The sequence below is a fragment of the Saccharibacillus sacchari DSM 19268 genome, assembly GCF_000585395.1.
GTDB lineage: Bacteria > Bacillota > Bacilli > Paenibacillales > Paenibacillaceae > Saccharibacillus > Saccharibacillus sacchari.
Map to the genome: position 1 here is coordinate 2,294,840 of NZ_KK073875.1, position 23,312 is coordinate 2,318,151.

20 protein-coding genes, 3 other RNA genes, 1 pseudogene and 1 riboswitch are annotated in these 23,312 nt (G+C 45.6%); of the genes and pseudogenes, 5 read left to right on the plus strand and 19 right to left on the minus strand.

Going from position 1 to position 23,312, the window contains the following annotated elements:
• Window positions 1–157: 157 nt before the first annotated feature.
• The 6 genes from ssrA (SACSAC_RS28775) to SACSAC_RS09780 form a co-directional block, all read right to left on the minus strand.
• Window positions 158–513: a transfer-messenger RNA gene (gene ssrA, locus SACSAC_RS28775) on the minus strand.
• A 316-nt stretch (window positions 514–829) separates the two neighbouring features.
• On the minus strand, window positions 830–1,585 hold the full coding sequence (locus SACSAC_RS09770; protein WP_037285712.1) for a helix-turn-helix domain-containing protein: 756 nt from the start codon (window positions 1,583–1,585) through the stop codon (window positions 830–832).
• A 270-nt stretch (window positions 1,586–1,855) separates the two neighbouring features.
• Window positions 1,856–2,428: an ATPase gene (locus tag SACSAC_RS09775; protein ID WP_037292570.1), complete on the minus strand. Its 573-nt coding sequence runs from the start codon at window positions 2,426–2,428 to the stop codon at window positions 1,856–1,858.
• On the minus strand, window positions 2,421–2,618 hold the full coding sequence (locus tag SACSAC_RS27630) for a hypothetical protein (RefSeq protein WP_084777997.1): 198 nt from the start codon (window positions 2,616–2,618) through the stop codon (window positions 2,421–2,423). Before SACSAC_RS27630 ends, SACSAC_RS09775 begins: the two co-directional genes overlap by 8 nt.
• Window positions 2,619–2,715: 97 nt before the next feature.
• Window positions 2,716–3,035, minus strand: a transfer-messenger RNA (tmRNA) gene (ssrA, locus tag SACSAC_RS27635).
• A 67-nt stretch (window positions 3,036–3,102) separates the two neighbouring features.
• On the minus strand, window positions 3,103–4,128 hold the full coding sequence (locus SACSAC_RS09780) for a S8 family peptidase (RefSeq protein WP_084777998.1): 1,026 nt from the start codon (window positions 4,126–4,128) through the stop codon (window positions 3,103–3,105).
• A gap of 284 nt (window positions 4,129–4,412) precedes the next feature.
• Here SACSAC_RS09780 and SACSAC_RS09785 point away from each other — a divergent pair, with 284 nt between their 5' ends.
• Window positions 4,413–5,144, plus strand: coding sequence for a helix-turn-helix domain-containing protein (locus tag SACSAC_RS09785; protein WP_037285719.1), 732 nt, complete (start codon window positions 4,413–4,415; stop codon window positions 5,142–5,144).
• Between the two features lie 329 nt (window positions 5,145–5,473).
• On the opposite strand, the gene SACSAC_RS09790 is transcribed toward SACSAC_RS09785, so the two are convergent.
• The 3 genes from SACSAC_RS09790 to SACSAC_RS09800 all read right to left on the minus strand — a co-directional run bounded on the left by SACSAC_RS09790 (window position 5,474) and on the right by SACSAC_RS09800 (window position 8,920).
• On the minus strand, window positions 5,474–7,072 hold the full coding sequence (locus tag SACSAC_RS09790) for a recombinase family protein (RefSeq protein ID WP_037285722.1): 1,599 nt from the start codon (window positions 7,070–7,072) through the stop codon (window positions 5,474–5,476).
• Window positions 7,073–7,150: 78 nt separating this feature from the next.
• Complete coding sequence (locus SACSAC_RS09795; RefSeq protein WP_037285725.1) at window positions 7,151–8,002, minus strand: recombinase family protein; 852 nt, start codon at window positions 8,000–8,002, stop codon at window positions 7,151–7,153.
• A 180-nt stretch (window positions 8,003–8,182) separates the two neighbouring features.
• Window positions 8,183–8,920 (minus strand): helix-turn-helix domain-containing protein, encoded by a 738-nt coding sequence (locus SACSAC_RS09800; protein WP_037285727.1) that lies wholly within the window; start codon window positions 8,918–8,920, stop codon window positions 8,183–8,185.
• Window positions 8,921–9,091: 171 nt separating this feature from the next.
• Between SACSAC_RS09800 and SACSAC_RS09805 the strand changes: the two genes are divergently transcribed.
• A complete protein-coding gene (locus SACSAC_RS09805; protein ID WP_037285730.1) occupies window positions 9,092–10,138 on the plus strand; it encodes a phage/plasmid replication domain-containing protein in 1,047 nt (348 codons plus the stop codon).
• Between the two features lie 63 nt (window positions 10,139–10,201).
• Here the strand turns inward: SACSAC_RS09805 and radC are convergent, their stop codons facing one another.
• From radC to SACSAC_RS09825, 4 genes are all read right to left on the minus strand, one after another.
• Window positions 10,202–10,813, minus strand: a complete 612-nt coding sequence (gene radC, locus SACSAC_RS09810; protein ID WP_037285733.1) for a RadC family protein — start codon at window positions 10,811–10,813, stop codon at window positions 10,202–10,204.
• Between the two features lie 185 nt (window positions 10,814–10,998).
• On the minus strand, window positions 10,999–11,178 hold the full coding sequence (locus SACSAC_RS09815) for a hypothetical protein (protein ID WP_037285737.1): 180 nt from the start codon (window positions 11,176–11,178) through the stop codon (window positions 10,999–11,001).
• A gap of 24 nt (window positions 11,179–11,202) precedes the next feature.
• Window positions 11,203–11,421: a hypothetical protein gene (locus SACSAC_RS09820; protein ID WP_037285740.1), complete on the minus strand. Its 219-nt coding sequence runs from the start codon at window positions 11,419–11,421 to the stop codon at window positions 11,203–11,205.
• A gap of 334 nt (window positions 11,422–11,755) precedes the next feature.
• Window positions 11,756–12,118, minus strand: a complete 363-nt coding sequence (locus tag SACSAC_RS09825) for a helix-turn-helix domain-containing protein (RefSeq protein ID WP_037285742.1) — start codon at window positions 12,116–12,118, stop codon at window positions 11,756–11,758.
• Between the two features lie 165 nt (window positions 12,119–12,283).
• On the opposite strand from SACSAC_RS09825, the gene SACSAC_RS27015 reads away from it, so the two are divergent.
• The 3 genes from SACSAC_RS27015 (at window position 12,284) to SACSAC_RS09840 (ending at window position 15,016) form a co-directional block, all read left to right on the plus strand.
• Window positions 12,284–14,023 carry an S-layer homology domain-containing protein gene (locus tag SACSAC_RS27015; protein WP_051507021.1) on the plus strand — a complete coding sequence of 580 codons (1,740 nt, stop codon included), beginning with the start codon at window positions 12,284–12,286 and terminating at the stop codon, window positions 14,021–14,023.
• Between the two features lie 69 nt (window positions 14,024–14,092).
• Entirely contained in the window at window positions 14,093–14,353 is a 261-nt protein-coding gene (locus tag SACSAC_RS09835; protein ID WP_156950986.1) for a hypothetical protein, read from the plus strand.
• A 3-nt stretch (window positions 14,354–14,356) separates the two neighbouring features.
• Window positions 14,357–15,016: an ankyrin repeat domain-containing protein gene (locus tag SACSAC_RS09840; protein ID WP_037285751.1), complete on the plus strand. Its 660-nt coding sequence runs from the start codon at window positions 14,357–14,359 to the stop codon at window positions 15,014–15,016.
• A gap of 362 nt (window positions 15,017–15,378) precedes the next feature.
• Here SACSAC_RS09840 and SACSAC_RS09845 read toward each other — a convergent pair whose 3' ends face one another.
• From SACSAC_RS09845 to murI, 6 genes and pseudogenes are all read right to left on the minus strand, one after another.
• Complete coding sequence (locus SACSAC_RS09845; protein WP_037285752.1) at window positions 15,379–15,564, minus strand: hypothetical protein; 186 nt, start codon at window positions 15,562–15,564, stop codon at window positions 15,379–15,381.
• 284 nt (window positions 15,565–15,848) lie between these two features.
• Window positions 15,849–16,215, minus strand: a transfer-messenger RNA (tmRNA) gene (gene ssrA / locus SACSAC_RS27640).
• A 274-nt stretch (window positions 16,216–16,489) separates the two neighbouring features.
• Window positions 16,490–16,963, minus strand: coding sequence for an SsrA-binding protein SmpB (smpB, locus tag SACSAC_RS09850; RefSeq protein ID WP_037285755.1), 474 nt, complete (start codon window positions 16,961–16,963; stop codon window positions 16,490–16,492).
• A gap of 957 nt (window positions 16,964–17,920) precedes the next feature.
• Window positions 17,921–20,527: pseudogene (gene rnr / locus SACSAC_RS09855) on the minus strand (ribonuclease R); the annotation flags it as partial.
• Between the two features lie 252 nt (window positions 20,528–20,779).
• Window positions 20,780–21,013, minus strand: coding sequence for a preprotein translocase subunit SecG (secG, locus tag SACSAC_RS09860; RefSeq protein WP_037285757.1), 234 nt, complete (start codon window positions 21,011–21,013; stop codon window positions 20,780–20,782).
• Between the two features lie 608 nt (window positions 21,014–21,621).
• Window positions 21,622–21,792, minus strand: a riboswitch (cyclic di-AMP (ydaO/yuaA leader).
• 618 nt (window positions 21,793–22,410) lie between these two features.
• Window positions 22,411–23,184, minus strand: a complete 774-nt coding sequence (murI, locus tag SACSAC_RS09865) for a glutamate racemase (protein WP_037285759.1) — start codon at window positions 23,182–23,184, stop codon at window positions 22,411–22,413.
• Between the last annotated feature and the right edge of the window lie 128 nt (window positions 23,185–23,312).

Genomic DNA, 23,312 nt, shown 5'->3' on the forward strand with positions numbered 1-23,312 from the left:
GGGAATGGTTACATTAAGATTTATGAAATTTGATTGAGAGGATTTACGGTCCTTTTTCTGTTTGCATCTCTTTGGAACACGATTATTTCCAAAGACTCGGCCGCGAAGAAATCAAATACAAAAATGACCACCAATCGGTGGCCGCTTCTGATCGTACATATGGAGGCGAGGGGAGTCGAACCCCTGTCCGAAGATAACGCAATATAGGCTTCTACGGGTGTAGTCACAGTTTTGATGTCACCCGAGCGGCGCCCCGTAACCGGCTCCGCGTTGGGTCAGCCTGATTGTCTTCTTCCGTCTACCCCCAGGCGGAGACTAGACGGCGTATCCCACTGTCAACGATGGCCTGTATATGGTTCTCCGCTTTCAATATACGTTTTGACAAATTCAAAAGCATCTCTCAAGCACCTGACATCCCAATTATCACAACGATTCTTTCTATTTTCCGGATCATAATGATGATGGTGCGGTTCTGAATTCACACGATATTCTTCTGGCGTATCCGGGTCATCGTGAGGCTCATTTCCCCAAGATGTGATATGGTGCAGTTGTATACCTTGCTTGGGCACGATAATCATCCATCGGTACTCGTACTTCGAAACATATCCGTTATCATCATACTTCTCGTAAGCTCTTAATCCCGTTATTCCGTGAATAGGATGAACTTTTAGCGGAAAAATAACCAGTAGTGATTTTCGATTACGTTTATAACTTCCATAGATTGATTCTCTGTCTTTAAAGCCTGTATGGTTTTCTAAAAGAGATCCAAAATCCTCTAAAATTTCATTAAGATCTGCGGGCAGAAGAAGCGTATCGTTGTCTGTATACTTCAAATGCCTTTCTCCCCTCCCGCAATTTTAATGATCTCGTCCATTTCTTCAGTAAGGTCTTTCCAACGATATAAATCAATCGGGTCTTCTAATTCGCTTTCATGAATACCAAATGCTTCTGCATACGTTTTTTTACCGTACTTCAACTGAAATTCGGTAATCTCTTGGTTGATGTCTGCCAAACGTTCTCCAGGTGTTTGTTCCAGCATTTTTTTCTTTTGGTAATTCATTTGCATGCGGATAGAGTAAACAGGGTCCCGCATCAATTCAACGGCATGTTTTGGAATTTTATTTTGAGATCCATTATCCATGCATTCCAAACCTTGCTTGATATATTTGTTTAAAGTGACTTTGGAAATACCTAATATCGCAGACGCATCTTTGGGCTTAAGCAAATAATCCTCATGATAGATAAACTCGATGGACGTTCCACCAAGATCATAATACCAAGTTTCAAAATCGACCTTGGTTTTTCCAAAGTCCAAATCATTTGCCGGGAAATGCAGGGCAGGCAAACGTTCCAACCACTTTAAGAGATTTTTCTTATGTTTAGAAGAGAACAAATATTCATCCGTGTATTTGAATTCTTCATTACTTATTTTGATTCCAACGAGTTTATCAGAGAAAAGAGTCGATAATAAAGCGAGTATTTTAGTGAAAATATAATCCGTTTCTTTCTCAATATATAATTCGTTTTTTTGTTCAAAAGCTAATTCAATCTGATGATGCGAATACTCATATATGCCTTTGCTCATATGGATCATCTCCTTATTTTTATTGTATCGTGTATTTTCGTTTTTTCAATATCAAAAGTTAATGTTTATTGAAAAATATTAACTTAGATTATTTATTCTTGCTCTATTCCTCTTTTCTGAAACTCTTTTATACATACAGAAAAGACCGCCCTCTCAGGCGGTCTCACTGATCGTACATATGGAGGCGAGGGACGTCGAACCCCTGTCCGAAGATAAGTGACATAGCCTAGCTTCGCTAGATGTAGTCAAGGTTTTGGTGTCACCCGAGTGTCAGTATGGAGCCAGAACAGGAATAGCCCAAGCAGGCGCAAAGTCGCCACGGTAAACCAAGTGACCTTGCATAATTTCCGCTACGATCAAAGGTTCGTGTGTATTATCAATAATAATGATTTGATCCGCAAGAGTTAGAGCAGGTGTAAGGTTCCTCAAAGACTCCCCGTACCGATAACGGATATCTTCTTCAGCAATCCAATGACCGCCTTGCTCTACACGAGAAGCGACGCGATCAATATGCATTTGGACATCTTGAAGGCCAATATAGTACAGGACAACTTTGTAATTTCTCTGCTTGGCGATTTCCATATGTTTCAGAACGAATGAGCCAGACAATGTTGTTTCTACAGCGAAGTTCTCGCCATTTTTGATGAGCGCTCGAATTCTTTTCACCGCTTCTCTTCCAGCAGACAAGTCGGCACTTCGCGGATTATCCGGCTTTAGCTCTCTTGCAATCTGATCCGGATCAACCAGTTCACCGAGCCATTTTTTCATTTGCATACTGAGCGTACTTTTTCCTGCTCCATTCGTTCCGGCAAATACGGTCATAATGGGTTGAATTTCACTCATGATATTCGTATTCTTGACGTTTCCCAGTAGCATCGAATCTAATTTCAAATTGCTTACCTTCTGCATCCTCACGAATACGTTTGTTGTTCTTGATATAGTAAATAGAGGCACCTGATTCTTTAGCTTGCTTCCGTGCATATTGATTTGCCTTTTTTAAGATTTCTTGGAGCTGTTCTCGATTTTCTAACATCTTGAATCCCCCAATCTAAAATGTACTTTATTATATCATAAACGAAAAACCATCAACCGGATTGTGGTTGATGGTTTTGGGCTGTACGTATGGAGGCGAGGGGAGTCGAACCCCTGTCCGAAGATAACGCAACATAGGCTTCTACGGGTGTAGTCACAGTTTTGATGTCACCCTAGGAACTCCCCGTAACCGGATTCCCTTCGGGTCAGCCTGATTGTCTTCTTCCGTTTACCCCCAGGCGGAGACTAACCGGCGTATCCCACTATAGGTTGGGCCCTCATCCCGGCACATGGGCGATGCTGAGCGAGAGCACGATTCACAGTTTCTTAGGCTTTAAGCATTTTGGTATTCGCCTTTTTCGCTGTAACGATAATCAATTACATTTGGATCATTTTGTAACTTTTCTATATTTTCTTCTGAAATTTCGATTCCAACAGTATTCATAAATTTAGAAACATAAATAACTTGAGAAAATTCCTTAAGTCTAAGAACTTTGGTTTTGTCCTGTACTTTGAGAATAAGATTCTTCATTTGAAACCACCTCCACAAGTTGTTCGAGATTTAGCATACCTAAACCCTGCTGGTTAATAGGAGCCCCTAAATCCTCTATAGTGTTATACATGTAGTCAACAACTTTGGCACTAGAACCCACCCTTGTTGTCATGGCTCCTATAATCCCAGTTATAACAGGAGCTGCAAATGATGTCCCACTCAGTTTGCTTCCATCAATATAAGTTGTACCAGGAGCAATCAAATTAGGCTTTTGTCCACCCACTCGTCCAAAGCTTGAATAGTCAGCTACTTTTTTATCTTTATCAACTGCTCCTACAGTCACAGCATTTGAGGCAACTCCAGGGCAATAAATACTGTCTTCTTTATTATTTTCATTTCCAGCCGCTATAACTATTGTTGACCTTGTATTAATAACAATTTCATTTATGAGTTTGCATAGATCGCATTTTGTTGGATTACAACGACGCTTAAAACTAGCAGAAATATTTATTACATCTACTGCTTTATCTGCCGCCCATTCTAGTGCATTCATCAGTGCGATTTCCTCAGGTTTAGGAGAACCTATTTTGGCTGAATAAAGAGTACTTCCCTTCGCAAAATGCTTTATAATTCGCATAACATTTGCACCATGATTAATCGAATCAGTTGGATTAGTGTTAGTGTAATCGATAAATTCAGCATCGATTTCAGGAGCCCTACCCGAGTCTAATATTGCGATTCGTGAGTTCCAACCTACGTATTGTTTATTAATTAGTTTACTTTTTTTTAGAGGAGGCTCAAATGTCAGAACTGCTAAGTACTCTGCTTCTTGGTATTCTCCGGTGATTTCCTCACGGATATTTTCAATAAAATCTAACTCACTTATTTGTTGAGGAAAGTTTGTTTCTATGCCTAACAAAGGAAGGAATTTAGATTCATACAAAATCTCTCCTAAGACATTTAAATCTCTTCTTTCTTCATCGGAAAGTCTACTTGAAAGATTGACAACATATCGCATAACTTTTCCCCCAACTTCAAATAATCACTAGAAATAATTCTCACTTTATCTTTAATTACCCAAATCAATTATATCAAATCTCACTTCCCAAAAACGTTTACTTCGCGTCTTTAAAAAGGAGTGTAATTTTTTTGGCTCAAGCCAAAAAAATTACACTCCTTTTTAAAGACTTGATATTGTATATTATATATGAATAAAAGGGAGAAGTTTTTTGCTATATACGTGATTTTTTTTGGAGATAGAACTACAATTATTCTCAGATATATTAAGGTGGAGTGTGAAGAATGAAGAGAAAACAAAACTTTTTCTTAAAAGATAGTGACGAAAAAAACCAAATTTTCGATAAATTACGTGATGATTTCGGTATATGGAAAAGAAACGTGCAAGAAATGAATAAGCCGTTCTTCGCTATTCATACTGACTTCAAACAACTTTTTTTAAAAGATATTAGTGGCGGAGCATTAAAACTCTATATATATTTAGGATTTCATGCGAAATATTATACAGGAGAACTTTGGCATACAAACGAAGAAATCTCTTCTTTTTTTGAAAAAGATCAAAGAACTATTACTACTTGGTTCAAAGAACTAGAAGAAATAGGTCTGATATTTCGTGAACAAAAAGGATTTAGAATGAAAGCAAACACATTTTTGAGGCCTTACGGTTTCTCCTTCCATGAAGCCAGCTATTTTCCTGATACGAAAAATCCTCATAATCAAATCATACAACAAATTGAAACCAGTATTGCATTAAAGTTAGAACTTCAGTTTGTACTAATCGCAAACTTCTCTTTAAAGGAGTTTACAATTATTACAATTTATAAAATAGGTGAGGTTTACGAATGTTTTTACTTTTTAAACTTCTATGAATCCCATATGAAAAGTTTACGTACGTCTTTAAAAAATTTAGAAATAAAATTTGATAATATAGATATAGATAGTCCTTTATCTTCTTCTAAAAATTTGCATCAAAGCTTGTATAATACTATCCTAAAATATTTAGAAGATAGCTTTTAAAACACTTGAAGTTTACAGGGGGATTTCTCCCCCTGACTTTTCAAATAAGTAAAGTATAAATGCTCTTCTGATAAATCCCCAAAAAAGTAAATGTACTTATTTAAACTCCTGCTATACCATCCCGCACCTCTTGGTGATAGGGCTTCTCTTTTCCACTTCTACAAAAATCCAACCTCTGCTTTCAAACTCGTGACTTGCTGAATCGAAGATGATGCCGATTACCCATCAACAACCACAATCGCGTTGTACGCAATTTTTTGGTTACGATCTCTTCAATACGTTCTTTGAATGATTACTACTTATACAAATCGATTTCAAAAAGCATGCTATTATAGAACAGCAACAACGACTTTCTGGTATAGCAATTGCTGTTCACCCCACAATTCAACTGTCATATACACATGTTTTGTCTCCCGATGCACCGTAACTTCAGACACAAACTTCTTCACATACTCATTCATCAACTGCGGATTCTGCACCTCATCATCCAGAATTCCAATCATCACTCGAATATCATGCATCAGTGACTTCAATGTTTCTTCTGATAGTTCCAATTCACTATACGATTCTCTGATCTTGTCCAACTCACCTTGTTTAACAACTAGATCTCCTTTCAAATCCTCCAACATATCTACGTAGTACGCCTTTCCAACGCCGCTTTTGAGTTCTCCTTCAAGTTGAGTAATACGGCGATCCAAATAGGCGACCTCCGATTCCACGTTGTTTTTCTCAATCCAAACATGTCTGTAGGAATCGCTATGATACTTCCGAATCTCTTCTTCAAGTTGATTATCGAATGTAAGACGCAGCAGCACACTTCGCAGCTTATTCGTTACAATTTGCTCAATACGCTCTTTTCTCCAACTTACATACGGACAGAATTCTTTGCCTTTTCGCATATACCCGCCGCAAACGTAATATCTCTGTCCGCCATATTTCTTCGTTGTCGCCGTTGAATTGCCTACCATACGCGATCCGCATTTGTCACAACAAAATACGCCCCTAAGCCAAAACGGAGAACTCTTCTTTATCTGACTGTCCCGATGTATGACTCCACCACCGTTATGACGCTCTTTCGCTTTTTGCTGACAACGATTGAATAAATCTTCATTAATGATGGCTGGATGTGCATTCTCTGTAATAATCCATTCTGAACGATCTCGCCACTTATTGCCTTTCGTTTGATAATCTTGTTTATTCCATATCTTGCGGCCCAGGTATGATTCGTTATGGATCATCGCACGTACCGTTGTCGCTGACCATTTCCCTCCTTTTTGTGTAGGCACCGCCTGATCATTGAGCATGGATGCGATTTTCTTATAACCGACATTCTCATACGCATATTGATGAAACATCCAGCGGATCGTCTCGATTTCTTCACGTGGTCCCAGTACCCAAACCGCTTTCGTTTTCTGATGACCTAAAGCCATGTGTTCCGTACGATAACCATAAGGTGGCGTGCCACCGTTGTTGTACCCCTGCTTTGCATTCTGTGTCATCCCTTTCCGAACTTCGACAGCTAGGTTTGCATTAAAAAACTCCGAGATGACTTCTAACATTCCTTCCAGCAGCATGTCTTGTGGAGTTTCGGACTGCGTTTGTTCTGTGACTGAAATGACTTTGACTCCATGTTGATTGAGCAGAGCTTTGTAGATCACGTGATCGTCACGTTTACGAGAAAAGCGATCAAATTTATGCACGACAACGGCATCAAATGGACGATTCGAGCGTTTAGCCAGAGCAATCATCTTCTGAAATTCTGGGCGGTCATCTGTTTTAGCCGATCTCCCTTTTTCGATAAATTGATGCGTGATTGTCCACTCTTTCTCCAAACAATATTGTTGAATCGCTTTAACTTGTGCCGGAATAGACAGCTCTTTCTCTGCCTGGCGATCTGACGATACTCTTGCATAAATGGCTACCTTCATTGAAATCTCTCCCTATGCTTAAATTTGGGCATAAAAAAAGCAGGTACACCGTGATGGTGTACCTGCGATCAAACAAGATTATTTGGTTTTCCGCTGCTTTCTCTGCATCAATGAAGATTGTGCTGCATCCCAGAGTTGCTGATCAACGATAACAGGATGGGCATCCTCAGTTATCACCCACTCTGAAATCTCATTTCGTTTACCGTCTGCATCCTTCTTTTTATTCCATACGCGTTGTCCAAGGTAGACCGGATTCGCCAAGATCGAAAGGACTGTGGATGGCGACCAACGTTTACCGGCGATAACAGATTGTCGATTCAACTCACCAGCTATTCTTTTGCCTCCCTGCCCTTCTGCTGCCATTTGAAATATCTGACGAATCAATGCAACCTCATGCTTCGCTCCAAGCTCGTAAATGACCTTTCTGCCGATCTGAGTGTGACGATAGCCAAAGGGTACTCTGCCGCCGCAATGGAAGCCCTGAGCGGCGTTCTCACGCATCCCCTTCAATGTCTCGTGCCGCAAATTGACGTTGTAGAATTCGCTGATGACTTCGAGCATCGACTCCAATAGAAAACCATGTGGAGTGTCTGCTTCAATAGGTTCAGATGCAGATACAACGACAACGCCATGTTTTTTGAGTAAGGCTTTGTAGATTGCATGATCTGCACGACTGCGGCTGAATCGGTCGAACTTGTGGACGACAATAGCTTCAAAAGTTTTATTCGTTTTTTGTGCGATGCCAATCATTTGTTGAAAAGCAGGACGTTCATCTGTTTTTGCGGATCTGGCTTCGTCAACGTATTCTGCAACAATGTTCCATCCGCTTTTATCTGCATGGCGTTGTAACGCTTCTCGTTGTGCGGGAATTGAAAGTTCGCGTTCTGCTTGTTGTTCGGAAGATACGCGAAGATAGGTTACGACATTCATTTGTATGTTCTCCTTGTTTGATGGATTAGACACTTTCGACAACGACAAAATGATGCACGCCGTCAGCTACACTTGAATCACCTCCTTTCAAGGAAATAAAAATTAAATAATTGCAACGCAAAAAAGCCCGATCTTCAGTAGAAGATCAGACTTTTGAGGTCATCAATATTGTTTATTAAGCTATTTGATTAGTGTGTTTGTGTATTGCTTTCCTAATTGATTCAATCGCTCTGTACTTTCATTAAAAGCTTTACTTGGAATCCAGATGTAGAGTTCTTCTGAATCATGCTTTCTGATTGCTTTGTACGCTTGCGATATTGGCGTAAAAGAGGATGCAGTTTCAAGTTTTGAGACCGCTTCTTCAGGATCGACGACAAAATCCATGCCTTCTACCGTTTGCATAATAGAGGCGAGAACAACAGCAGTCTGTTCCCGTGTGTACTTTTGATTAGATCTAGTTTCGAAAATAAGTCTACGATCTCCATTCGTTGCCTTTAAATACGCAACAGTAATGAGTACATACTCATTTTCTTCACACGGATTGCCGCTATCAGTTTCATCTTCATCATCTGCTATAAAGCTATTTGTATGTTGTTCTAATTTTGAATTTCGTGATCGAATTACGATCGGCACATAGTCATCTTCATAAAAATCATCAAAGAAGATATCCATCTGTACATTGAAATCTTTGCTTATTGCACGCAACGTTTTCGAAGGAATATCCTGAGCGTTTTTCTCCAGATGCACAAAATTAGATTGAGATACGCCAATGCGGTTGGCACAACTTTGTCCGCTGTATTCTCTTCCGTATGTCTTCAGCAAGATATTGCGTATATATCTAACTCTTCCACCGATATTCAACGTACTTAACTCCGCGTAATCATTCCAAGTCAATTCGATTGCATTGTCATCATTCATTAGTTTTCTCCTTCAAGTCGTATTATTTTAATCATAACTCAATTAATTTACTTTTCAATATGTATTCAAATTTCAATAATTAGTTGTACAATAGGTTTATTATTTTGATTTTGGCCTGTAATACGTGGGACAAGTGGTCCATTAAAGGGCCTTTAAGGAAGGTGTATACACATGTTCGATACATTAGCTTTAAGGTGTTCGATTCCTGCGATAAGTAAAACCCATTTGGATACAATTGCTTGGGGACGCACTGGGACTAACATTAACCATAACAATATCGCTGATCATACCAGCACCTTTAAAACTCTTCGTCGAAAAAACAATAGCTCAGGTATTCCCTACATTCTATACTCACTCTCTGATAAAGATGCCAGCACCGCATTTATCAAAGTTGAAGTTTCTATACCTAAGTTTCTTTACAACAACAACGTAGATGAACTTAAAGATGCAGATATTGATCTTTTCTGCAAGAAGTTACGCAGATACGTAGCAAAACATTTGAACTTACCTATAAAGTCGATCCCACCAATCCAAACGTGGACAGTTTTAAAACTTCACGCTTGTAAGAATTTTGATGTCGGAGAGCATGTGCAAGAATATCTTCAGCATTATTCGAATTTAAGTCGCTCTAAATACAAAAGGCAATCCTACTACAAGAAAGGAAGCAACGCTGTAGAAACCGTTGTTTGGTCAGCTAAAACTCGTAAAGAAAAGATATATGATAAGTACAGTGAAGTAAAGCAACGCAGTAGAGATATGCATCAACTTAACACTTTGAAGAAAGCCGTTGGCATACTTAGATACGAAGTTGAGTTATCCGCCAAAGAACTTTACCGTCAGAGTAACGGTAAACGTTTAGTACGAGACCTATTAAATCCTCAGGTTGCTCATCATATTTTAAATAAAGGACTTCTCGATTTACAAAGGCAACATGTGATTCTAGCTTCAGATTCAAAGAAAATACATCAAAAAATTAGAGCCGCTGGCCTACCTAAACGACAAGAAAGCTCATTGATCGCGTTCGCATACGAATTAGAAGAATACGGTGAAGCTGAAACAAGAATGAATGAGCCCAAGAGTAGTTTCAAAAGAAAGAATGCTCTTCTAAAAAAGATACTTAAACAAAGCAAGAACGATGACAAGCCACTACCTCATTTAACTTTGGAGCATGATTCAATATTCGACTTCGATGAGCAGGAAATTTTATGGGAAGATTAATATCCAAGAAGCACGCCTATTGCTGGAGGGCTTCTTGGATAAATTCAACTTTCCCACATTGTTCTAAATCAATCCATTCTCCTTCATTGAATAAATCGAATCACCGCCGATGATAACATGATCTAACACCTCAATCGACATCAGCCGCCCGGCTTCCACAAGCAGAGCCGTTACATTCCGATCTTCCTGCGACGGAGTAGGGTCTGTACTCGGATGATTATGAACGCAAACAATCGCGGCCGCTGAACGTTGTATGGCGATTCTGAATACATCCAGTGGCTTCACGATCGCGGCGTTTAGAGAGCCTACAGAGATGGTCTGAGGCGATCCGATCATGACGTTTTTGGTATTCAGTGTCAGGATCAAAAAGTGTTCCTGCGTCAGCCACTTCATCTGAGGAATCAATAAGTCAGCTACATCTTTTGGACTGCGAATGGTGTAACGTTGTCCGTATACAGGTGCATTGATTTTTTGAGTGAGTTGAATCGTTGCCAGAATACGCTGAGCCATTGCTGGCCCAATCCCTTTGATGCGTGTAAGCTCGTGTTCGGATGTATTCATCAATTCCGTGAGCGTAGCGTAGTTTTCAAAAAGAGCGACTACAACGTCCGAGTTCTTCTGCTGACCGATAGCCTTTGCAAACAGTGGGCGGATCATCTGCATTTGTACATTCATGCTCTCTATTCTCCTTTATAATGCAAACAGGGAAGATCAGCGTGATCTCCCCTTGAATGCTTTATATGTTTGGTTTATGATGAAGCCAGCTTATTTACCTCGGTCGCCTTCGTGGGCGGCTTTTTTTTGTTGTGGCAGAATCGTATCTTGTTCATCTACAATGCAAGCTGAAGCGAAATAACAGCTCACAGCACGCCGTTCTCTTGCCGCACGACATACGTAATCAACGTCTCTACGTCCCCGTCATTCAATGCCACGATCTCATACCGGCCACCACCTTTACATACCGAATATACGAAACCCTTCCGCTCGCAATAGCCCAAATACTCCTTCTCCTCGCTTCTTCTCAAAAACTCGAACGTCATCTTCTTTTCCTCCATTTCGTAGTCTTAAAATACCGACAGTTTGCTTGCGTGCCGTTCCATTTCATGTGGAAACTCGCGGCGGAAATAGGCCACCATCCAGCGTGCAGCCGTCTCATCATTTGCTTGGTACTTCCGACGGCAATAGGCATACAACACGATGCCAGCCATGCGGATGTCTCCGTTCACCACCAATTGCCGTAGCAGTTCCTGCATGGCTATAGGCAAGTTTTCTTTCACAGCCATCTGCATTCATCTCCTTTGTGTAAGTGCAGCATCCTCTCACAGCCGCTAATAGGTTCTCTGTCACGCAACGACAAAAAGCCCACTCCATCGTCTGGAAGTAGGCACTTCATTCTTAGGTGTGACTCCTAAGCTTTCACAACACTTTCTGCATTAAGCAAAAAAGCATAAAACACAGCCTTCTTTGCTCTCATTTGCATAACAAAAAAAGGCCCGACTCCTACTGCATCATCAGTAGAAGTCGAGCCTTATAAATAGGGGTGGGGCGTGAAACGGACAGGGTACCCTTACTCTATATAAAGGGCGGTTCCTCGGGAAAATCTATGATTTTTTTGATCTATAGCGACTTCTTATCGCTCGATTCAAATGTATCTACAAACTCTTGTACAACTTTAAGCAGAAAACGAATTTCATGCAGATCGCGATCCGCTAACAACGGAACGAATTGTTCGATTAATTCTTGTTTATCTGCTTCTGCATGATCCGCATAGAGAAAAAGCTCATGTGGTCTTACCTTTAATGCTTTCATGATCTTTTCCAATGATTCCAACGAAATATTACGAATTCCTCGCTCTGTATCGGATAGATACTTTTCGCTCAAACCCGATAACTCCGAAAGTCTTTCCTGAGTAATTCCTCTTGTTTTGCGGATCAATCTAACCTTTTCGCCTACCAATCTCACAAACTCTGATTCCGACATACAATCACCTCTACCTCAAGGGTAGAAGACAGTAAGAAATAGAATAACACCATCATAGTTCATTAAAAGTAAACTTATAAGTGACCTTATGGATATCTTGTAGTAAAATATCCCTGTTGATCGTTATCTTTCAATACAAACTATTCATTTCTAGGGGGAAAGAGGATGTTTAAAAAGCTTCTCAGTATTACGGCTGTATCTGTGGTAGCTGCTACATGTATGACAACAACAACCGCATCCGCAGCACTGCCAACGTACGGTGAAGAATGGCAAGCTGCGGATACAACTCCACAAACCGTTACTTTTGCCGATCTTCCATCCACACACTGGGCCAACACCTACATTGCAGAAATGGTGAATCGTAAAGTGATCAGTGGCTATCCAGACGGAAAATTCAGACCGAACAATACGATTACACGAGCAGAATTTTCCAAGATCATGATTACAGCTTCTGGCGTTACACCGAAGAAAGTGAATTATTCCTCATTCTCTGATATCCCGGCAACCAACTGGGCTTCGCCGTTTATCGAAGCTGTGAAAGACTATATGACAGGATATCGCACCGCGGATAGTTCCTACATTTTCAACCCATCCGCACCTGCAACACGTGAAGACGTAGCTGTTGCATTGGTCAAGCTCAAAGGCTACGACATCAACCGTTTACCGGATCAAAGCACAATTAAAGCCATGTTCCGCGATTACGACGGCATATCCGAGTCTGCAAAAAACTACGTTGCCTTAGCTGTCGAAAACGGGCTCGTATCCGGATTCCAAGATGAAACTTTCCGTCCACAAGCCACGATCACGCGGGCAGAAGCAACGGTCATGCTTTGGCGTGCTTATCAATACGGGAATGACAACAAGCAGATCGGTGACGGACAAAGTACAACAACACCAACGGCTCCATCCACACCCATCTCCACCCCGTCTAATCCAGCCCTATCTACTGACTCGTCTACAACTACACCATCCGCAAAGTTCACCGTAGAAACACTCGTTGGTGGATCAGCAGCAGGAGATATGGATGGCCCTGTACGGACAGCGAAGATCAACAAGATCGACAGCATGGTTGTAGACAAGGATAACAATATCTATTTCCTCGATGCCAGAAATAAAAAGATACGTAAGTTCAATAGCTCTAACGGCACAGTTGAAACTTTTAAAACCATTGATGAAAGCTTCGATTGGGATTACAAAGATGCGGATGGAAATGCCAAACACTACGATTACTCAAGTCTTACTCCGCATAAGCTCGCTTATAATGCAGCCAGCAATAAAGTGTACCTGACCGCTACGGGGAAGGCTAACACTTCTCCAGGCATATTCGTTTACGATATAACCGGTAACGTCAGCGTAGCTGCATACGACCTCAATAGTGCCAATCCACACTACATCAACTTCGTTGCTTTCCCAACTGCGGATACTGTCTTATACGGAAGCAATGATTGGGATGAGTCCTACATGTATGAAGGAAAGCTAAACGGCTCCCAAGTGGACTTGGTTGCAAGTAGCGAAGGCAATGGAGTCATTGATATTTCAGATTCTTCGTATGGATACGCTCCTGTCGCTGCTGCCTATGCAACCGAAAACAACGTTTATGTGTTTGGCCGCAGTAAACTTTATAATCTTCAACTGTTCCCCGTCAAAGCAGAAAAAGTAATCGAATATGATCGGATGGGCTTTAGCAGCGTAGGTACTTACAACAGCAAAATGTATATGACTCAAGTAAACACCGTCTACGAAATGGGAACTGATGAGCAGATGACTACATTCGTCAAAGGTGAGGATTTGGTCTACAACGACGGTACAACGATAAAAGAAATGCAGCAACTCAGTTTTGATACAAACGGCAATATTCTTTTCTACGATCCGAATAGCTATTCCATCCGCAGAATCAATCTGTGATTTGAAATCGAACCATGCAACGAGATCGAATGATGAATGAATCCATACAAAACTCGAAGTGAGGGATACATGTTGGAAATGACAATGATCGCGTTTATATTGAAGATCGTCGGCGGAATTACTCAGCTCTTTAGCATCGTTTATATTATCGTCGCCGCTGTGAGAAGAAAAGGGAAGCATGTACTGATCGGTATCGCGTTGTTGATCATCGCAGGTACACTTCTGTTCATGTCTACAAAGATTCAGGACGACATTCTGCGATATGGTTACGACGATGGAAATGCCTATGCAGCAACGCTTCCAGCAAACAGCATGGCTAGCGGAGAATGATGTATGAGAAAAAGAAAAGCGTGGTTGAATATCGGTTTGTTGATGATTTTGAGTACAGCATTGTCGGCTTGCGGAAGTACAATTGCATCCATCATGTCTTCACCCGCTTTTTCCTCGGATGCAAACACATACGGCGGCATGTATTCGGAATTGAACATTGCTGTCAGGGAAGGCAACTTGGAAGAGGTTCAACGTTTGATAGATCAGGGAGCTTCCCCACATGAAGCCGCAGATTACGGAAGCGGAGCAGATCGTGTAGATGTAGGAAACCTGTCGCTGGCAATCAACTACAACGATGATCCTTTTCCAATGGTACAGTTGTTGCTCGAAAACGGCGTTAATCCTCAAGATGATCCAATGGCATTCAACGATGCGATCGGCACAGAAGATGTAACTCTAGTGCAACTCATGCTGGACTACGGTGCAGATGCAACAAGCGGCTTGCAGATGGCTATAGCCAAAGGCCAGATTCATATGATTCAGACGTTGATACAATACGGAGCTGATCCTAATGCTGGCGTTCACTTGGCGAAATCAATGCTGAATGAGGATGCGTTGATATTGTTGGAGGAGTATGGAGCAATCGTAGAGGATATCCCTCGTGAGCAACTATACCCAGAGGATTATGTTGAAGAGAATGGTACGCTGATTCGATTACGCTGATAGTGAAGGAAAGATTGAAAAAAAGGACAGAGGCGATGAGTACGTCGCTTCTGTCCTTTTTGCATACTTAGCTTAAAAAACTTAGGCCGAAGGCCGGATAGAGTGCTGCATGGTTACAAAATTGAGGAAATGAGAATATATAGAATGATGATCACGTAGATTTTTATCGAAGTAAATAAATATAGAAGTTTAAACATCCAGAAGTGCATGAAAATCCATTTATGATTGGGTTGCAAGAAAAAAACAATCAATATCCTCAAAACTTCACCCAATTCGCATTTATATACAAAAAAAGGTCTACGATTTAACGTAAACCTTTCCTCTTAGCTCTAGCTTTACAGCCTTTTTAGTACAAAATATTATTATTTTCCTATGTGTTTCTTAACCGCTTCATATGTCTTTTTCGCAACTTCGTAGGGGATATCATCCACTTCTACAATGTATCTTGTAACTTCTCCTGACTCAACATCTGTGTCAGAGCTAACCGATGTTAAGCCATCTTCAATTGTAACTGTATTTCCTTCTAAATCTTTAAACGTGGTTGCCATATAATACCACCTCCCTTTAGACAAACTCTATCATACATAGCGAGACATCAACAAGGGGTTTTATTTCTTATAAGACAATTAAAACCAAAAAAATCTAAATACCACTTCGTACTGATTCGTATATATTGAATCCTCCATAATCACAATCAGTGACTGTCACTGGTCACATCAACAGCCATCACTTCAATCCCTTATGTATCAAGCCTTTACAACCGCAATGTACCCCTGGATCATCCACAAAACACAGAAAAGACCACCTTCTCAGGCGGTCTCACTGATGGTACATATGGAGGCGAGGGGAGTCGAACCCCTGTCCGAAGATAACGCAGCATAGGCTTCTACGGGTGTAGTCACGGATTTAATGTCACCCTAGGAACTCCCCGTAACCGGATTCCCTTCGGGTCAGCCTGATTGTCTTCTTCCGTCTACCCCCAGGCGGAGACTAGCCGGCGTATCCCACTATAGGTTGGGCCCTCATCCCGGCACATGGGCGATGCTGAGCGAGAGCACGCATCACAGTTTCTTAGGCTGCGAAAGCGTAGTTGTTTTGTTGTTTGCCATTTAATAGGCTTTAGCGTTAGTAAAGCGGACGCGTCCCCACTACCCGCTACCCATGCCCGAACTACCCCCGTCGAATCCATAAACGCCCCCTGATGGGAAAACCGTCGCCCTCCGAAGATCGAAGCCGGCGTGCATTTTCCGTAAAAGGGAACTTCCGGATTAAAGGGACGTCGCTCAAAGAACCGCAAGGTTCGAAGCACGAGTCGCATTGTCCAAAGTTCACGCAGCCTTTCCCTCCATAAAAGAAAGGACCGCTTATGGGAGAGTGCAGCATTTCCCATAGACTTAGATTATAACATATTTCGCGCTGCAAGGATAGATTACCCGGACTCGCCTTTTGCCAAACAAGAGAGCGAGACCGAATCTATCTCTGACGCGACTTGAGCGCACGTTGGATATCCCGCTGCGCGTCGCGCTTGGCGGCCGTATCGCGTTTGTCGTGCTGCTTTTTACCTTTACCGAGACCGATCAGCAGTTTGGCGTAACCGTTGCGCACGTAGACTTTCAGGGGCACGACCGTGTAACCTTCCTGCTTGGACTGCCCGACCAGCTTGCGGATCTGCACTTTGTGCAGCAGCAGCTTGCGCGTACGCGTCGGATCGGAAGGATTGTTGATATTGCCCTGCTCGAACGGACTAATATGCATATTGTGAATAAACGCCTCACCGCCCCGGATCGTCGCGAACGCGTCCCCGATATTCGCCCGACCTTTGCGCAGCGACTTGATCTCCGTCCCTGTCAGCACTAGCCCCGCCTCGTACGTATCCTCGATGAAGTAATCGTGGGACGCCTTTTTGTTCTGAGCCAGCAGCTTGCCCTGTTCGGTATTCTTCTTCATGTTTCTCACCTCCCGCATCTTCTTCTGGATCTGAAACTACCTAAATTGTAACAAGCTCTCTTTGGAAAAGGCAAGAAAAGCAGCAGCCGGGGAGCATTAGCGAAACGTAACGGATTGAGATGACGCTTAAAGCACCATAATCGGCTCCCGCCGATTCTAACGGATCGCATATCCGTTAAAACACTCAAACCGCCGAATTCCGGCCCAAAATCGTCCGATTCTGCTGTCTAACGGATATACGATCCGTTAGGCCCTGGAACCTGCCTAAAAAAGGCCGCTAACGGACATGCAATCCGTTAGCGGGAAGTTTGCTATTTTTCGGCCGCTGATCGTATGCTCGATCCGCGGCGTCCCCGCTTCGAAGTCGAAGCGGTCAACGTACTAGTTCTTGCCTTTTTTCGGCTTACCGCCCGAGCGGCCTTTGTTCGGCCGCTCGTTACCGTTGCGCGAGAACGTCGCCGTCTCGCCGCCGTAGCCGCCCGTGCCGGAGCCGAAACTGAACCGGCCTTTGCCCGGTTCACGGCTGCTATCCGCGTCGCTGCCGCTTGAACCGCGGCCCGCGCCTTTGCCCGGCGCGCGCCCGTTGTCCGCGCCGCTTCGGCCTTCGGCACCGCCGTTCCCGCCGCCTGCGCGGCTCGAACGGCCTTTCCGACCGCCGGCAGCGCCAGGCGGCCGATTGCTCCACTCGCCAGCTTCGCTCGGCGAGCCGTTAAACGCATCTCCGCCGCTTTGCCCGGCTTCGATATGAATGCCGCCGCCTTTACGCTTGCCGCGAGGCGACTTTCCGGCTTCGCCGCCCGGCGCGACCGTGTCCGCGCCGCTTTTGCTTCCGGCTGCCGCGCTGCCGCCCGCGCCTGCACCTTGCCGTTCGGCCGCTACGCCGCCGAACGCCCAACCGCTATTCGCGCCGTTAGCGTCTCCGCCTTTGCGTCGGCGCGGAGCGCTTTGCGGCTCCGCTCCGGTCGCGGCTTCGCCGCCGCGCTTGCCTTTGCGCTTGCGGCCTGCGCTTTCGACGCCTTCGGCTTGCGGCGCCGCAGCCGCGCCGGCTTCGCCCGCGCCGCCTTTACGCTTCCGCTTGCGACCGCCGACCGGCGAACCGCTCTCTCCGCTTTGCGCTTGCGGAACGCCCGCAGCCGCGACGACGTCGCCGTTTCCGCCTTTGCGCTTGCGCTTCCGTTTGCCGGAAGTCTGCGCCGATCCCGTCTCCGAATTTCCGGCGCTTGCTCCGGCAGCAGGAGCTGCTCCCGACGCGTCATTCGGACGGAACACTTCCGGTCGCTTCTTCTTGTCCTTTTTCTTGCCCTTGCCTTTATCCTTGCCGAACTTCTCTTTGCCGGTCTTGTCGCCGCGAGGACCGCGCTTGAACGCGTCGCTGCTTCCTCCGCCGTCGCGACGGCGACCGCCGCCTCCGCGGTTGTTGCTCTTTTTCATGTCGACCAGCTCGAAATCGATCGTATGCTCTTCCATGCTCACCTTCGCCACGCGGATCTCGACCACGTCGCCGATCCGGAACGTGCGCGACGTGCGCTCGCCGATCAGGGTCAGGCGCGATTCGTCGTAGTGGTAATAGTCGTCGGTCAGATTGCTGATATGGATCAGGCCCTCGATCGTGTTTTCCAGCTCGATGAACAAACCGAAGCTGGTCACGCTGCCGATTACGCCTTCGAACACTTCCCCGACTTTGTCCATCATATACTCGGCTTTTTTCAACTGAGCCGTATCGCGTTCCGCATCGACGGCCACGCGCTCGCGAATCGACGACTGCTGCGCGTAATCCGACATGCGGGCCGCCAATTGCTCTTCGCGCTGCTGGGTCAGTTTGCCTCCGTTTTCCGCCATCTCCCCGATCACCCGGTGAATGACCAAGTCGGGATAACGACGGATCGGAGACGTAAAGTGCGTGTAATACTCGGCAGCCAGACCAAAGTGACCCAGATTCACCGAATCGTACTTCGCCTGCTTCATCGAACGGAGCAGCAATGTGCTGATCGCTTTTTGCTCGGGCGTATCTTGCACGTCGTCCAGCAGCGATTGCAGCTCTTTCGGCTGAATCGTGCCTCCGCGCGTGCCTTTGACCTGATGCCCCAGATTGGCCGCGAATGCCGCGAACAGCTCCAGCTTTTCCTGATCCGGGTCTTCGTGAATGCGGTACAGGAACGGTACTTTGGCTTTGCTGAAATGCTCGGCCACCGTCTCGTTCGCCGCCAGCATGAACTCTTCGATCAGACGCTCGGCCACTGAACGCTCGCGCGTCACGATATCGATCGCTTTGCCTTGGTCGTCGAGCAGAACTTTCGCTTCTTCGAAGTCGAAGTCCACCGCTCCGCGCTTCATGCGGCGGGCGTTCAGCTTCAGCGACAGATCGCGCATCGTGCGGAACGTGTCGACCAGATAGCCGTAACGCTCCATCAGCTCGGGATCTTCTTCCTCCAGAATGAGGCGCACGTTTTTGTACGTCATGCGTTCGACCGTCTTGATCACGCTTTTGAAAATGTCGTAACGAACCACCTTCATCGACGCGTCGAATTCCATTTCGCACGACAGCGTCAGACGGTCCACGCGCGGATTCAAGCTGCAAATGCCGTTGGACAGACGCGGCGGCAGCATCGGAATGACACGATCGACCAAATACACGCTGCTGCCCCGATTATAGGCTTCCTGGTCGAGCGCAGATCCTTCCGGCACATAATAGCCAACGTCCGCGATATGCACGCCCAGCACGTAGTTGCCGTTTTCCAGGCGTTCCACGTTGACCGCATCGTCCAAGTCTTTGGCGTCTTCGCCGTCGATCGTGACGATCTGCTTACCGCGCAGGTCGCGACGGCCTTGGCTGGTGATCTCTTCTTCCGTGATGCTTTCCGGCGCCGCTTCGGCTTCCGCGATCACTTCGTCCGGGAACGACTCCGGCAGTTGGTGCTTGCGGATGATGGAGAGAATATCGACGCCCGGATCGCTGTTGTACCCGAGCACCTCGATCACTTCGCCTTGCGCAGCCGCCCGGCCGTCCGGATACGAAATGATGTGCACGACGACTTTTTGCCCGTTGATCGCCCCGCCTGCGCGTCCGGCCGGGATAAAGATGTCGCGCGTGATCCGTTTGTCGTCCGGTAGTACGAAACCGAACGATTCCTCGTCCTGATACGTGCCGACGATCTGCGTAACCGCCCGTTTCAAGATCCGCACGACTTCGCCTTCCATCCGTCCGTTGGAGGAGCGGCGGGACGCGATGCGAATCAGCACCGTATCGCCGTTCATCGCGCTCAACATATCGTTCGCGTTGATATAGACGTCGGCATGATTGCGATCCTCGGGGATGAGGAATCCGAATCCTTTCGCATGCGTTTGCAGTCTTCCGCGCAGCAGGTCCATCCGTTCGGGTACGCCATAGCGCTGGGTACGCGTCAGCACAACCTCGCCCGCTTCTTCAAGCGCGTTCAACATATTCATAAATTCCCGGAAAACTTCCGCATCCTCGATGCCGAAATGTTGTTCCAGCTCCTGATACGTCATTGGCTTGTAGGCGTCTTCGCGCATAAAGCCCAGCAGCATCTCTTGCGTTATCATGATTATCACCTCAAAATGGCTCCGGCTGCCGGCAGACCGCTTGGATCGGCTTGCAGATCGCGAATGCTCGATTTTTTGCTTCTTCTACAACTCCATTATACGTTAAAAGTACCCGTGTCGGAGCCTGCTTAATCCGATGCCTTGCTTCCTGTCTTGATCACATCCGCAGATACGCAAAAAAGCCTCCGTATCCCTTGAGTCCAAGGATCAACGAAGGCTTCCCCGAGCAGAAAAGCTGCCCGCAACGCGCATTTAGTTGGTCAGAGCCGTAGTCAGAAGCGCCATAACGACGAATCCTGTACCCAATACGATCGTAATGCGCTCAAGCACCAAGTCCATACCGCGAGCTTTGGTTTTGCCGAACAAATGCTCCGCACCGCCGGAGATGGCGCCTGCCAAGCCTGCGCTTTTCCCTTTTTGCAACAGCACGACCGTGATCACACCGACGGAAAAGATCAAAAGAAGTACCTTCAGAAAGATTTCCATTGTAATTCCACCTCCTAAGCGTAAACCGCATATCCTGTATAATAAGTGGGTTACCCCTGTTGCTGCACTCTCAATGTCATTTAAACAAAACACCACTCTTATCCTATCACAAACGCCGTTATTTGACAATCTGCTGCCTTATCGGATTTAAATCGACGGATAGCGTTCGAGACAAGACTCGCATTCGAATCAAACTGACCGTTCACAGCGCTAATTCGTAAATCGAATAAGTCAACAAACGAGTAAAAAGACGCTTTCAACTTTCCGCCCTTATTAAAATTAAAAAGCCGCACTGCGGTTAATTCTTCCGCAACACGGCTTGGGTCAATAACGATAGGGAAATTATACCTTCAGCCAACCTTGTCGAATCCGAATCAAAGTAACCTTGCTTTAACTTTGACAAGATCTACACTACCGCTTAACGGCGTTGTTCTTTGGCTTGAACGGTACGGTCGGTCCACAAAATGTATCCGGCGGATACGGCTGTAAGGACCAGAATGACCATGATAACCATGGCATCCGACATGCTCTCTTCCTCCTCTGCTGGCGTGAATCTGGATGATGTGCGAAAGTTGCCTTTTTTCGAAATGAAAGTAGAACGGAAAGGTCACCTCTCCTGTTTCTGCTTACGAGGTTAGCTGACGGATTGGGACGCAAGAGTCGCCCCGCCTGCCGCAAAACCGTGATCGGCTGCGCGAAAGGCTTCACCCCATGAGAGCCGCGTGCGGACTCCCGATCGGTTCCCCCGTTTCCGAGTACAAATTCAGCAGTTGTAACTTCATGTGCGTGATCCACTGGACCGATTAAGTGACGAATCCCATCATCCTTTCCGAAAATATAGGCGGCATGCCGGAACCTTCGATTTCCGTCCGGAAATCCGGTGCCGTCGGAGGTCGGTCTACCCATTGGATAAACCGGAAGAGCCAGCGCGCTTGACAACGAGTATCCGTTGCGCGTTGCTTTTATGAACCGTATCTTAACTCCTGCTGACACTTTGTGTAAAGGATGAACTTTACCTGTTTTTGGGGGTTTGAGCGTTAATACGTGAAATGCGAATCTTCCATGAAGTTCAATCTTTGATTATCGCTAAAAATCTCCCGTTACCTTCGTTTATCTTCAAAATCGCAGCAAAGAAACTACGAATTTTGGATTTGTCGAACCTGCATAGAGCCGCATTTTCCAAAAAAAATTTTGTTAACGCTTTCAATATATCTTAAATGCTTTTCTTATTATCTTGGTCAAGCTGCTGGATGGGTCAGCCGCATCTCCGTATTCTTGTTCCCCGATCCGGCACGAATACGCCCGAAAGAACCCTTTCCGATGCGCAAAGGGTCCTATCCGAGCGGATATGCAGATTCATTTTCGAACGTTGACCCGCTTGTGCGCCTGGGCTGTTCTTAGTTCTTAGGGGGATGCAAAACAGCCCATGCACGCTTCAGCTTCTCGTTATACGCAGCGTCGTCCGCCGAGTTCATGAATCGGACTTTTCCGCTTCCTCCGCCCGGGATGCCTCGTTCGTTCAGCACCGCATTGAGCCTGCGCACCGTGCCCGCGCTTCCGTCGATCACGCGGATATGCGACGGCAGCATCGATTCCAGCAGCGGCGCGTAGTACGGATAATGCGTGCAGCCGAGCACGATCGTCCCGTACGCGTTCAGATCAAAAGGCTCGAACTTGCGCCGAAAGTATTCGCCCAGCTCGACCGGATCGAAATTCAAACGCTCGCAGTATTCCACCAATTCCGGCATCGGCAGCGAATCCACGATGCCGTGGTCATCCACGCGCGATACCAACTCCATATATTTGGCCTGGCTGAGCGTCAATTCGGTAGCCAGCACCAGTACGCGCCGTCCGCCCGCCCCGTTCATCTCGACAGCGGGCTTCACGGCCGGTTCCATGCCGATCACCGGCACTTCGTAGACGCGCCGAAGCTCGGTCGCCGCTACGCTGGTGGCCGTATTGCAGGCAATGACGAGCGCTTTGACCTTTTCGCCCAAAATTCGCTCCGCCGCCTCGCATACGTATTCGGTAACCTGCTGCTTGGTTTTCGGCCCGTAAGGCACATGCAGCGTATCCGCGAAAAAGATAAAATCTTCATCCGGGAGCATGCGGGCCGCTTCGCGCAGCACGGTCAGTCCCCCGATTCCCGAGTCAAAAAAAGCGATGCTCATGCTGTTCCCCTGCCGTTTCGTTGATTTATTCTGCTTATACCTTTAGAGCTGACAAGGTACTCGATCTTTTACCGATTATAGACCTCTCGCCGACAAAACGCCAAGAATCGCTCTCTATGCTTAAAAAG